This window comes from Enterovibrio norvegicus DSM 15893 (assembly GCF_900115495.1).
Taxonomy (GTDB): domain Bacteria; phylum Pseudomonadota; class Gammaproteobacteria; order Enterobacterales; family Vibrionaceae; genus Enterovibrio; species Enterovibrio norvegicus.
In genome coordinates, this window is sequence record NZ_FOWR01000006.1 from 1 (window position 1) to 13,006 (window position 13,006).

At 47.7% G+C, this 13,006-nt stretch carries 10 protein-coding genes; 6 read left to right on the forward strand and 4 right to left on the reverse strand.

Annotation, left to right across the window (positions count from 1 at the left end; all coding sequences use genetic code 11):
• Positions 1-294 (forward strand): integrase core domain-containing protein (locus BM082_RS04955; protein ID WP_139218772.1); only part of this gene is annotated, 294 nt, incomplete at its 5' end.
• Between the two features lie 284 nt (positions 295-578).
• Here the strand turns inward: BM082_RS04955 and BM082_RS04960 are convergent.
• The 4 genes from BM082_RS04960 to gcl all read right to left on the reverse strand — a co-directional run bounded on the left by BM082_RS04960 (position 579) and on the right by gcl (position 4,989).
• Positions 579-1,193: a TetR/AcrR family transcriptional regulator gene (locus tag BM082_RS04960; RefSeq protein WP_074925550.1), complete on the reverse strand. Its 615-nt coding sequence runs from the start codon at positions 1,191-1,193 to the stop codon at positions 579-581.
• A 258-nt stretch (positions 1,194-1,451) separates the two neighbouring features.
• Positions 1,452-2,336 (reverse strand): 2-hydroxy-3-oxopropionate reductase, encoded by an 885-nt coding sequence (locus BM082_RS04965; protein ID WP_074925553.1) that lies wholly within the window; start codon positions 2,334-2,336, stop codon positions 1,452-1,454.
• Position 2,337: 1 nt separating this feature from the next.
• Positions 2,338-3,129 (reverse strand): hydroxypyruvate isomerase, encoded by a 792-nt coding sequence (hyi, locus tag BM082_RS04970; RefSeq protein ID WP_074925556.1) that lies wholly within the window; start codon positions 3,127-3,129, stop codon positions 2,338-2,340.
• Between the two features lie 84 nt (positions 3,130-3,213).
• Complete coding sequence (gcl, locus tag BM082_RS04975) at positions 3,214-4,989, reverse strand: glyoxylate carboligase (RefSeq protein WP_074925559.1); 1,776 nt, start codon at positions 4,987-4,989, stop codon at positions 3,214-3,216.
• A gap of 334 nt (positions 4,990-5,323) precedes the next feature.
• On the opposite strand from gcl, the gene aceB reads away from it, so the two are divergent.
• The 5 genes from aceB to xdhB all read left to right on the forward strand — a co-directional run bounded on the left by aceB (position 5,324) and on the right by xdhB (position 13,002).
• Positions 5,324-6,961 (forward strand): malate synthase A, encoded by a 1,638-nt coding sequence (aceB, locus tag BM082_RS04980; RefSeq protein ID WP_371734710.1) that lies wholly within the window; start codon positions 5,324-5,326, stop codon positions 6,959-6,961.
• A gap of 121 nt (positions 6,962-7,082) precedes the next feature.
• Positions 7,083-7,523, forward strand: a complete 441-nt coding sequence (locus tag BM082_RS04985; protein WP_017012445.1) for a GlcG/HbpS family heme-binding protein — start codon at positions 7,083-7,085, stop codon at positions 7,521-7,523.
• Positions 7,524-7,905: 382 nt separating this feature from the next.
• Positions 7,906-8,640, forward strand: coding sequence for a GntR family transcriptional regulator (locus BM082_RS04990; protein WP_017015622.1), 735 nt, complete (start codon positions 7,906-7,908; stop codon positions 8,638-8,640).
• A gap of 479 nt (positions 8,641-9,119) precedes the next feature.
• Entirely contained in the window at positions 9,120-10,607 is a 1,488-nt protein-coding gene (xdhA, locus tag BM082_RS04995) for a xanthine dehydrogenase small subunit (RefSeq protein WP_017015623.1), read from the forward strand.
• The gene (xdhB, locus tag BM082_RS05000) at positions 10,597-13,002 is read left to right on the forward strand and encodes a xanthine dehydrogenase molybdopterin binding subunit (protein ID WP_074925562.1); all 2,406 of its coding nucleotides are present in this window, start codon (positions 10,597-10,599) and stop codon (positions 13,000-13,002) included. The genes xdhA and xdhB overlap by 11 nt, the downstream gene beginning before the upstream one ends.
• Positions 13,003-13,006: the final 4 nt, after the last annotated feature.

Genomic DNA, 13,006 nt, shown 5'->3' on the forward strand with positions numbered 1-13,006 from the left:
CCCGAGCTTATATCTGAACAATTAACCGACTGGTGTAAAGCTCATGATATCGAGCTTATATATATCCAGCCTGGCAAACCTCAACAAAATGGATTTGTAGAGCGCTTTAATGGCTCATTCCGCCGGGAGTTCCTCAATGCCTATTTGTTTGAATCCATAGAACAGGTTAGAGATATGGCATGGGTGTGGATGTGTGATTATAACGAAGAACGTACCCACGAAAGCTTAGGAAACATCCCTCCGACCGAATACCGGAGGAAATTGGAAACCTCTAGCTATGCATTGTCTCGCTAAAGGGGAAGTGGACAGTACCACTTCCAAACATTAATCCAATATTAGGTAGCGCATGCGTTGAAGCTCCAACTGAAAATTCAAAAATATGATAGTTGGGGTCTGTCACTTTGTCTGGGATGGTTTTAATATGCGAAACATCAATATCAAAGAGTGAATTGTTACTCACTTCATCTACTATGTACCTACCGCTCATTAAGCCTCAATAGTCCTTTTGTAATGCAATGCCGAATTCAATACTTCATAAATCTAGTGGGACAGGCACCTCAACGAATAAAAACATAAACCTACTGACGTTCCTTCACACCACACCCTTTCAACACCAGCCCAACTAAAAAGGTTTCGGCATCTTTGAAGTCATCGTCTTCGAGTGCATATTTTCCGCTGACTTGGCAGATTTGCCAGTTGAAGTCGGCATAGGTTTGAGTGGATGACCAGAGCATAAACATCAGGTGTTTTACAGGCACGGGATCAATCCTGCCTTGTTCTATCCAACGGTCGAATTTGGACAGCATCATTTTGGATTGATCCATCAAGGCTTCAGCGATATCGCTGGGTAGATGTGGCGCACCGGCCATGACTTCTGCAGCGAAAGTTTTTGATGCCGCAGCATGGTCGCGCGATATTCGCAACTTGGTGCGAATATATTGGGTGAGTGCTTCTTGTGGGTCTTCCAGTTGTTCGATGGGCAAAGAAGCTTGAAGCAAAGGCTGTGTCACGCTTTCTAACACGGCGCGATAAAGCTTGTCTTTGCTACTGAAATAGTAATAGAGGTTGGGCTTTGGAATCTCGGCTCGCAGCGCGATCTCTGCTGTCGTGGTGGCGGCATAGCCTTTTTCTGCAAACAAGAGGCTAGCGACTTCAATGATTTTTTCCTGATTCTTCGCTCTGATCCGAGACATTATCCCTGCATGGGTGAGTAAGCCATGCTTCAACTGTAATGAATCACGGAAGATTCATCCAGCCTAAGGCGTTAATACCCCAACAGATTCGCGGCATTCATCGTTGTTTTCACTGGTTGATAACGAATTGTATGCGTTTGCCTCATCCAAGAAGCATGATTTGGCGTGTGTTGCATCTTGCCAGAAAAAGGCCCGGACCTATCAGTACCGGGCAAAGCTTACATGGGTCTCGGTAAAGATCATGTTTCAGAAGGGTATTTAGCGAATACTGTGGTTAGATAAGGTTTCTATGGCTTTTACCATGGCGGAGTGATCCCAACTCGCGCCACCTTGTTCTGCACATATCTCAAAAAGCTCTTGGGCTTTTTGCGTATTAGGTAATGCCACACCTAAGGAAGCAGCACCAGTTAGAGCGAGGTTCAGATCTTTTTGATGAAGTGCGATTCTAAAACCTGGATCGAATGTACCTTGGACCATACGTTCACCGTGCACTTCCAACACCTTAGAATTGGCGAACCCACCGAGCAAGGCTTCACGGATGCGCGCCGGATCAGCGCCTGCTTTGGAGGCAAACACCAAGGCTTCCGATACTGCTTCAATGTTCAGTGCCACGATGATTTGATTGGCAACCTTACACACTTGTCCCGCACCACAGTCGCCTACAAGATTAATGTTTTTCCCCATCGCGCCGAACAAAGGCAATGCGCTGTCGAAGGTGTCAGGAGCGCCGCCCACCATGATGGTCAACGCGGCATTGATTGCGCCAACCTCACCGCCAGAAACTGGCGCATCAAGGTAGTCTGCACCCAATGCTTTAACGCGTTCTGCAAATTGTCGAGTCTCTATGGGCGAAATCGAACTCATATCAATCACGGTTTTGCCTGCAGCTAACATGGCATCGATGCCATCATCCCCGAACAGCACGTCTTTAACTTGAGGCGTGTCTGGCACCATGATAATGACGAAATCCGCATGCTCAACGGCAAGTCTATTACTTGGAAAACGTTTTGCACCGCCGTCAACAAGGGATGTTGGAGCCGGTGAGCGTGCTTCAGAGAGATGCAATTGATAGCCCGATTTTTGCAGGTTTTTCGCCATCGGCTTACCCATGATGCCTGTACCAATAAATGCAATTGTGCTCATCTTACTGCTCCTTATTCACGTCGTAGTCGTTAAGCCACGTTAGGCCCACTTGTGTCGATCTTTTGGGTTTGTATTCACACCCTACCCAGCCGTCGTATTCCATGTCATCAATGCATGTAAACAAGTAGTGATAATTGATTTCCCCTGTTCCTGGTTCGTGGCGGCCTGGGTTATCTGCAAGTTGGATATGACGAATATCCTTTACGTTTTCCTGCATGGTTCTGGCGATATCACCTTCCATGATTTGCATGTGATAGATGTCGTATTGAATGAAGAGATTTGGACTGCCAACCGCCTTGCGAATATGCTGCGCTTGCGTGGTGGTTGTGAGGAAAAACCCCGGTATGTCACGCGTGTTTATGGCTTCAATCAAGAGAGTGATGCCCTCAGCTTCCAATGCATCAGCGGCGAACTGAAGGTTTGCAATAAAGGTCGCTTCCGCCGCTTCATGCGTGACGCCAGATGGAACAATGCCCGCAAGACAATTCAATTGATGACACCCCAGCACCTTGGCGTACGCAATGGCGACAGGGATGCCTTGTCGAAACTCCTCAACACGGGCTGGGTCGACGGCAATACCTCGATCACCTTTCCCCCAATCTCCTGCGGGGAGATTAAACAAGACTTGTTGTAACTGATGCTTCTCCAGTTCTGATGCGATGTCTAAGGCATTTTCCTCATAAGGGAAGAGATACTCGACACCTCGAAAACCCGCTTGGGCGGCGGCACTAAAACGCGCCATGAAAGGTAACTCTGTAAATAACATCGAGAGATTTGCGGTCAATTTTGGCATTGCGATGTCCTTATTCTGTGGCTGCGATAACACTGAAACGCGGTGCCACACAGTCCGATTTATCCTGAAACGAAAAGATGCGTTCTATTTGCTGGCGGCAAGTGCGGTCGGTGCATCCGCCAGCGATTCAGCCAGAGATTCAAACTCATTAATCGCATCGATTTCCGTTCCCATGGCGATGTTGGTGACCTTCTCAAGCATGATCTCCACCACCACGGGCACACGGTGTGTCTTCATCAGCCGTTTTGCTTCTTCTAGCGCGGAAGCAATGTCTTCCGGGTTTGTTACACGAAGCGCTTTACAGCCCAAACCTTCCACCACAGTGACATGATCGACACCGTAATCAGCATGTTCATCGACGTTTTGGTTTTCAAACGCCAGTTGCACGCAGTAATCGATATCAAATTGACGCTGGGCTTGTCTGATTAAGCCAAGGTAGGAGTTATTGACCAACACATGGATGTACGGGAGGTTAAACTGCGCACCCACCGCCAGCTCTTCAATCATGAATTGGAAATCATAATCACCGGATATCGCCACAATATCGCGTTCTGGATCCGCAGCTCTCACACCCAGAGCGGCGGGAACTGTCCAACCTAATGGGCCAGCTTGGCCACAATTGATCCAATGTCGAGGCTTGTACACATGAAGAAACTGGGCCGCCGCGATTTGTGAGAGGCCAATGGTGCTGACGTAGCAAGTATCACGATCAAACACGCGATTCATTTCTTCATAAACGCGCATGGGTTTTACGGGTTGCTCTGTATAGTGGGTTTTTCGCAGCATCGTTGCTTTACGTTGCTGACAAGCTGATACCCAAGCGGTGCGATCTTCAAGCTTGCCTGCTGCACGCCATTCTTTGGCCACTTCGACTAACAGTTCTAGTGCACGGCCAGCATCTGAAACAATGCCAAGATCAGGGCAAAATACGCGGCCAATTTGTGTCGGTTCAATGTCGATATGAATAAATTGTCGACCTTGGGTATACACATCCACCGACCCTGTATGCCGGTTCGCCCAGCGGTTGCCGATACCAAACACCAAGTCAGATTCAAGTAACGTCGCATTCCCATAACGATGGGCTGTTTGGAGACCCACCATGCCCACCATCAATTCATGATCGTCAGGAATGGTTCCCCATCCCATTAAGGTTGGAATAACAGGCACACCTGTAATTTCTGCAAACTCTTGCAGCAGTTCAGCGGCATCCGCGTTTATCACTCCGCCGCCAGAGACCAACAGCGGTTTCTCAGACGCATTTAACATCTCAAGCGCTTTTTCGATTTGTCGACGTGTTGCTGAGGGTTTGTAAGCAGGTAATGGCTCGTAACTATCAATATCAAATTCAATTTCAGCCAATTGCACATCAATCGGCAAATCAATCAGAACAGGCCCAGGTCGGCCTGAACGCATAACGTGAAACGCATGCTGAATTGCACGTGGCACCTGCGCTGGTTCAAGTACAGTCGAGCACCACTTGGTGACAGGCTGCGCAATGGATTCGATATCAACCGCTTGAAAATCCTCTTTATGTAAACGTGCGCGTGGCGCTTGGCCTGTAATACACAAAATAGGAATAGAATCAGCTTGAGCAGAATAGAGCCCGGTGATCATGTCAGTGCCCGCAGGTCCAGAGGTGCCAATACACACACCAATATTGCCGGGGTTTGCACGGGTGTAGCCCTCCGCCATGTGTGAAGCCCCCTCGACATGACGCGCTAGGATATGCTCAATACCCCCACCCAGCTTTAACGCCGAGTAAAACGGGTTAATAGCAGCACCAGGAACACCAAACGCCTTGGTAACACCTTCCTTTTTCAGCACCGCGATAGCAGCATCAATGGCTCTCATCTTCGTCATCACACACTCCAATTGTATACAATATCAATTTACATTGTATTCTTAGATCGATTAGCGATGATCATCAAGTGTTTTTTAACGCAATCTTAACTTTTCACTCGCACTGCATTTCATCGTGAACCACTAAGTCTCGGATTTATTGAGATAACCACCTATTTAACCTCTATAAACCATAAATTTTTCACACCATGCAACGTGATAAATGTTATCAATTTGTTTTGATTGTTTACGTGTTATCCGATATAACCGTATCGTTACACTTGTTTAAATGTATACAAATATAAAAACAATATGAGGCTTACAAATGGATCATGAAACAACATCAGAAAAAGACATGTGCTCTACACCACCTTCAGCAAAACACTCTCCCTCTCACATAGAGCAACGCATGATCGTGACAGGTTCAGCCTTCAATAAAGAGGCAGAGTCGGTTCTTTCGGACGAAGCACTTTCGTTTGTGGAATTGTTGGTCGAGACATTTGGGCTTCGCCTTGAAGCGCTTCTCGAAAAACGCCTAGAAACACAAGTATCGTTTGACCAAGGACAGCTCCCTGACTTTCGAAAAGACACAAAAGCCATCCGAGATAGTACCGCTTGGCGCGTCTCACCGATTCCAAATGATTTACTGGATCGTAGAGTCGAAATCACAGGGCCAATTGATCGAAAAATGGTGATTAATGCACTAAATTCCGGCGCAAATGTGTTCATGTGTTGCTTTGAAGACGCAACATCTCCCACATGGGAAAACATGGTGAATGGTCAAATCAATATGAGAGCCGCGAACGATGGCTCTATCACACACCTTGACCCTAAAAACGGAAAATCCTATGCACTTGGCGACAACCCAGCAACGCTGATAATGCGTCCGAGAGGTTTGCATTTAAAAGAAACTCACATTCAATTAAATAACCAAGCTATTCCCGGGTGTTTGATGGATGTAGGGCTGTATTTTTTCCATAACTACGCCTCTCGCGCCAAACAAGAACAAGGGGTGTATTTTTATATTCCTAAGCTTGAATCCATGGAAGAAGCGGCATGGTGGAACGATGTGTTTACCTTTATGGAAAACCACTTCAATGTTCCCATTGGCACCATTCGCGCCACAGTACTGATTGAAACCTTACCTGCCGTTTTCCAAATGGAAGAAATCTTATATGCGATGAAAGAGCATATTGTGGGCATGAACTGTGGTCGCTGGGATTACATTTTTAGCTACATTAAAACGCTAAAACATCACAAAGACAGAGTGCTTCCTGATCGCCACGCCGTGGGTATGGACACCCCTTTTCTTGATGCATACAGTAAGCGCCTTATTCAAACCTGCCATCGACGCGGTGCATTGGCCATTGGCGGTATGTCGGCATTCATTCCATCGAAAGATCCCACCCAAATGGCGTTCGTGACGCAGAAAGTGATTGAAGACAAACAACGAGAATCCGCCAACGGTCACGACGGAACCTGGGTTGCGCATCCACACTTGGTAACGTTAGCGCGCGAGATTTTCGATCAGAAACTGAAAAGTCGACCCAACCAACTCGATGTCATGCCCGAGGGCAATTTTGACGCTTCCACTCTGCTTTCACCCTGTGAAGGGCCAAAAAATGAAGCGGGCGTTCGAAAGAATATTCGTATCGCCGTGCTCTACATGGAAGCATGGCTTCGAGGTGTGGGTTGTGTACCCATTTTTGGCCTCATGGAAGATGCGGCGACGGCAGAAATTTCCCGCGCGAATATCTGGCAATGGCTGAAACACCAAGTTCAACTTGATGATGGACGGCTTTTCACAGACAGCCTTTTCAAGCAATGGTTACAGGAAGAAACTGTCGCCATGAAAGTGGAAGCAATGCATTCAGAAGCCACGCAAGATCACGTACGTAAATTCGATGAAGCATCAGCTGTTTTCTATCAACTGTCCACTGACGATGACTTTGCGGATTTCTTAACCCTTCCATGCTACGAGATGCTCGAATAACTGAAATTGATGGCTATTCACTGCACGTATGCTTCGTTAGAGCGTGATTTATCGCTGCTCAAAACGATTCGCGTGCAGAAAGCCATCACTAAGCTCCCGCAAGGGAATGAGGAGAAAGCAAATGGAAATCCTAACATTGCCAAAAGCACTAGAAATTGCCGATGAAGTGTTTCACGCTGCATCAAAATTAAACACCCAACCACTCACGGTTGCGGTACTTGATAAAGGCGGCGCACTCATCGCACTTCAACGGCAAGATGGCTCAAGCATGTTACGACCAGACATCGCCATTGCAAAAGCTTGGGGCGCACTCGCGCTCGGCTGTTCATCGCGAAAAATTGCCGATGATGCACAGCAAAGACCTTGCTTTATTTCTTCCGTTTCAACACTCGCACAAGGTAATTTGGTACCTGTACCCGGCGGGATTTTAATCAGAGATGAAAGCAAAGAACTTGTTGGTGCGGTTGGTGTGTCTGGTGACACATCGGACACGGATGAAGCCGTCGCAATATCAGGGATACTTGCAGCACACATGCTGACCGACAGCTTGGTGTTTGCGTAGATTTCTTTTGTGTTTAGCTTTCAAGCATGAATACAACGTCGAGACGGTGTGTGAATGTTTTCCGAAGCAGAACCAATGGAAGATCTGCTGTTTAATGTATTTGGCCGCTGCCGCGGCCAAAAGAACCTAGAACTTTCTATTCTTGGTCTTTTCCGTCTACTCTTGTGATTCGAACCTTTTCAATCCACCTCTCGCCCTATTTTCGCGGGCAATGCGCTAATTCCTCGACTCTAAAGTACAATTAGCTAATGCATGCTGTACAATCTGCTTATCTGATTCCATACAAAATATTCATGCAATTGCATTTATGGTGCACCGTTTAAGGTAGAACGACACGTTCTCGGTTCGAATTATTGCGTGACAGAGAGGAAAAAGAGGCCGTATGACAGGACTCATGAAAAAAAATACGAAAAAAGACAAGATGTTAGGGCCAAAGCAAACGCAAGATGACATCGTTTATGGGCATATCTTTGATGCTATTTTAGAGCAGCGTCTTCCCCCTGGCACCAAACTCAGCGAAGAAGCCATGGGCGAAATTTTCGGTGTCAGTCGTACCATCATCCGTCGTGCCCTATTACGTTTGTCGGTAGAGCAGGTGGTGAGCACACGCCCTAACAGAGGGTCAATCGTCGCGTCACCAACCGTTCAGGAAGCACTGCAAATCCTAAAAGCCCGAGAAGTGATGGAATTGGCAATCATTGAGTTAGCAGCCGTGCATGCGACAAAAGAGCAAATCGCTAAGTGTCGCGCGTTGGTTTCTGAAGAGCACGAGGCTATTGCTCAAGGCGACACGGGTCGAAGCATCCGCCTTTCAGGTGAATTTCATATCGAGCTAGCGGTAATGGCGAACAACATTCCGTTGGCTAGTTTTCAGCGCAGTTTAGTGTCGCAATCTTCTCTGATCATCGCTCTGTACGAATCCAGCAAGCACACTAACTGTTCTTTTGATGAACACACCCAATTGCTGGATGCAATAGAAGCCGGTGACAAGGTTCGGGCTGTAGCGATGATGAAATCACACTTGGAACACATCAAATCTAAATTGAAGTTGGATGATGATAATCCAGTGAATGATCTTCATGCAGTTTTCTCTAACGTTGTGAAGAAAAAAGCCTAACAATTATTCACGTTTTCTAAGCCACTGTCTGCTCTTTGTCATCGAGTCAACAGTGGCTATTTTAAGAATTCCCTTTCCCAGTTTTCCCGTTTTCTCGTTTTCCTTCCAATTCCGTTAGCACCTTAAATGGTGTCCGGGTTCATTAAACCACTACAAAGTTCCCTTATCGTCTATCAACTAAGTTCCCTTATCACGTAAGCCGTTCTTCCTCATGAGGGTGACTGAAAAACTTCTCTAAGCGGATAACGTAGTCATTTTCGGGTTTTTCAACTGTTATTGAAAACGATCAATCTCACATATTGTATACAATTTTTCATGTTTATTCTTATATACGACCCCGACAATACAACTATCTGCCTGTTATTAATTGATTTTATCGCAAATCATCAAGGTTACGGAGTTGTTAACTAAAAGTTGACCAATCAGTCAGGTTTCATTAAGTTTGAATCAATGGATAGCCAAAACTTGCTGGAGGCAACGTGATCCGTTTTCTACTCAATCAAACATTACGTGAAGAATCGTCCATCTCACCGAATATGACGGTCTTAAATTACCTTCGTGAACACATAGCGAAAACCGGCACCAAGGAAGGGTGTGGTTCAGGCGATTGCGGCGCTTGTACTGTGGTGTTGGGAGAGGTGGTCGACGGAAGCTTGTCCTACCGAAGTGTTAACGCTTGTTTGACCTTTGTCTCTGCGCTTCATGGCAAGCAACTCATCACCGTTGAAGATCTAAGAGATAAAACGTCACTTCATCCTGTTCAACAGGCAATGGTCGAACACCATGGCAGTCAATGTGGTTTTTGCACACCCGGCTTTATCATGTCGATGTTCGCGCTAACCAAAAATAAGCCAAACGCAGACAAAGAAGAAACCTACGAAGCACTCGCTGGAAACCTTTGTCGATGCACGGGTTACCGACCCATCGTCGAGGCAGCATTGTCTCTTAGCCAGAGCCAGCCTATTCGCGATCAGTTTGCTGAATTAGAGAAAGAGACCATTGCACGTCTTTCCAGCATTGCTCCACCTAACTTGGAGCATCAATTTGACGGGAAATCTGCATTTACCCCGCAAAGCAGTGATGAATTAGCGGATGTATTACTTGCCCACCCTAACGCCAGGTTATTAGCAGGCGGCACGGATTTGGCGCTTGAGGTAACGCAGTTTTATCGTGACATTGATGAACTCATTTACGTCGGTCAGGTCAATGACATCAAAGTGGTGAAAGAGACGGATACACACATTGAGATCGGAGCAAATGTGCCTTTAACCGATGTCTACTCTGCGCTCACGCCACACTATCCGGATTTCGGTACCTTGATCCAGCGCTTTGCGTCTTTGCAGATCCGCAATCAAGGCACTGTCGGTGGCAATATAGCCAATGCCTCTCCCATCGGAGATGCACCTCCATTGTTAATCGCACTTGGTGCTTCTATCGAGCTTCGTCGTGGCGACGCGGTACGAGAAATCCCAATCGAGGATTTCTTCAAAGATTACAAAGTCACCGCGCTCCAACCGTCTGAGTTTATTCAAACGATTCGCATCCCAAAACCCCAAACAGAACAGATGTTCAAAGCCTACAAAATATCTAAGCGCTTCGATGACGATATCTCTGCCGTGTGCGGTGCCTTTCGCTTAACATTTGGAAATGATGCCAATGGAAGTGACATTGTCACATGTGTGCGTATAGCCTTCGGCGGCATGGCTGCAACACCTGCCAGAGCGACAAACAGTGAACAAGCTTTACTCGGAAAACCACTTTCAACGGAAAGCATTCAAGCGGCAATGTTAGCCCTTGAGCATGATTTTGCGCCTATCACTGATTTTCGCGCCAGCAAAGAATATCGATTAGAAACGGCAGCCAACCTTCTGTATCGCATGTATATCGAACAACGTTTAGCGAGTTATGGCAAAGACGCAGCATCGGGCAACACAATAGCAACGAGGGTTATTCATCATGTCTCGTAAAACATCACCATCAATGACATTAGAAGAAATGTCAGCACAGGCGAAACAAGATCTCGCAACGGGTGTGGGTAAATCTGTGAAGCATGAGAGTGCTGAGAAACAAGTATCTGGTGAAGCGCTATACATTGATGATCATGGCGAGTTTCCTAATCAGTTGCATGTTTACGCTTTGATGAGCCCGCTCGCGCACGCCACCATTACACACCTCGACGTATCGCCCTGCTATGGGATTGACGGGGTTCATACCGTGCTTACCGCGGAAGATATTCCCGGCGAGCTCGATATCGGTCCGATTCTTCCTGGTGATCCTTTGCTTGCAGATGGAAAAGTCATGTACGTGGGCCAACCTGTTATCGCCGTTGCCGCAGACAGCTTAGAAAACGCCCGCAAAGGCGCACAAGCAGCCATTATCGAATACAGCGAACTGCCCGCCGCGCTGGATGTTGAACAAGCACTGGCGCAAGAATTATTCGTGACAGACAGTCACCAGCAAAAACGGGGCGATTCGGAAAACGCCATCGCGAACGCACCACATCAGCTCGAAGGCGCGTTGCACATCGGCGGTCAGGAGCACTTCTACCTTGAAACCCAAGTGTCGAGTGTGGTTCCCACCGAAGATGGCGGCGTGATCGTGTATTGCTCCACCCAGAATCCGACAGAAGTGCAAAAGTTGGTGGGTTCAGTCTTGGGCATTCCCATGCACAAGGTGCTGATCGACATGCGTCGAATGGGTGGTGGTTTTGGGGGCAAAGAAACCCAAGCTGCGGGGCCCGCTTGTATCGCCGCCGTCATCGCGGTGCAAACAGGTCGCCCTGTGAAGTTCCGCCTGCCACGTCGTGAAGACATGATGATGACGGGCAAGCGTCACCCTTTCTACAACCAATACAAGGTCGGCTTCAATGATGACGGTCTGATCCAAGGCATTGAGATTATTGTATCGGGCAACGCAGGACATTCCCCCGACTTGTCGCGTTCTATCGTCGACCGCGCGATGTTTCATTCGGATAATGCGTATTTCCTGAACAATGCCACCGTCACTGGCCATTGCGTGAAAACCAACACAGCGTCCAACACCGCCTATCGCGGCTTTGGTGGCCCACAAGGCATGATGACCATTGAGCATGTGATGGATACCATCGCTTACCACCTTAAGAAGGACCCGCTCGACGTCCGCAAGATCAATTACTACGCCGACAACGAACGGGACGAAACGCATTACTTCCAAAAGGTCGAAGACAACTTCATTCAAGACATGACGGAAGAACTTGAAGCGTCCTGTGAGTATCAAGCACGTCGCATAGAAATCGCGAAGTTCAACGCTGAAAATCCGTTGTTGAAGAAAGGCATCGCCCTCACCCCGGTGAAGTTCGGCATCTCGTTTACTGCAACCTTTCTTAATCAAGCAGGCGCACTTGTCACTGTGTATACCGATGGAAGCATTTCGCTCAACCACGGCGGGACAGAGATGGGCCAAGGTTTAAACACCAAGGTCGCACAGATTGTGGCGGAAACCTTCAGCGTGGATATCGACACCATTCAGTGCACGGCAACCAATACTGAAAAAGTCCCGAACACATCGCCCACGGCGGCATCATCAGGCACTGACCTCAATGGTAAAGCAGCACAAAACGCCGCACTGACAATCAAACAGCGCATGGTGGATTTTGCCAGCAGCCATTTCAAGGTTTCACCAGACACGATTCTTTTTAGTAACGGCATCGTTTCGTGCGGCGACCAAGCCACCATGACATTTGCAGACTTCGTTGAGTTGTGTTGGTTTAATCAGATTTCATTGGCTTCTACTGGTTTCTACCGCACGCCGAAAATTTACTACGATCATGACGCGGCGCGTGGACGCCCCTTCTACTATTTCGCGTGGGGCGTTTCCTGTTCAGAAGTGCTGATTGACACCCTCACTGGTGAATACAAAGTGCTGCGTGTTGATGTCCTTCATGATGTCGGCGCTTCCCTCAACCCCGCCATTGATATAGGCCAAGTTGAAGGCGGCTTTATTCAAGGCATGGGATGGCTCACCACCGAAGAATTAGTGTGGAATGATGCCGGCCAACTCATGACAAGTGGCCCCGCTAGTTACAAGATCCCTGCGGTTGCTGACACACCCGACATCTTTAACGTGCATTTGGTAGAAAATCGCACCAATCCCGAAGACACGGTGTTCCACTCCAAGGCGGTAGGTGAGCCGCCGTTTATGCTCGCTATTTCTGTCTGGAGCGCCATTCGCGATGCTGTAAATAACGTTTCCGAAAACGGAGAAGTTCCCTACCTCGCTGCGCCCGCGACCCCCGAGCAGGTCTATAACGCGATAAAGCGTGTTCGCAAAGGAAAGCGCCCGACAGAATTTCCGCTTTTCGAAGACACCTTGGCAACAAAATAAGGAG

What these genes read in the sequence shown, in the direction of transcription:
- gcl (WP_074925559.1), bottom strand. Translation starts at nt 4,989, where the DNA reads ATGACGAAGATGAGAGCCATTGATGCTGCTATCGCGGTGCTGAAAAAG.
- BM082_RS04985 (WP_017012445.1), top strand. Translation starts at nt 7,083, where the DNA reads ATGGAAATCCTAACATTGCCAAAAGCACTAGAAATTGCCGATGAAGTG.
- BM082_RS04990 (WP_017015622.1), top strand. Translation starts at nt 7,906, where the DNA reads ATGACAGGACTCATGAAAAAAAATACGAAAAAAGACAAGATGTTAGGG.
- xdhB (WP_074925562.1), top strand. Translation starts at nt 10,597, where the DNA reads ATGTCTCGTAAAACATCACCATCAATGACATTAGAAGAAATGTCAGCA.
- hyi (WP_074925556.1), bottom strand. Translation starts at nt 3,129, where the DNA reads ATGCCAAAATTGACCGCAAATCTCTCGATGTTATTTACAGAGTTACCT.
- BM082_RS04960 (WP_074925550.1), bottom strand. Translation starts at nt 1,193, where the DNA reads ATGTCTCGGATCAGAGCGAAGAATCAGGAAAAAATCATTGAAGTCGCT.
- aceB (WP_371734710.1), top strand. Translation starts at nt 5,324, where the DNA reads ATGTGCTCTACACCACCTTCAGCAAAACACTCTCCCTCTCACATAGAG.
- BM082_RS04965 (WP_074925553.1), bottom strand. Translation starts at nt 2,336, where the DNA reads ATGAGCACAATTGCATTTATTGGTACAGGCATCATGGGTAAGCCGATG.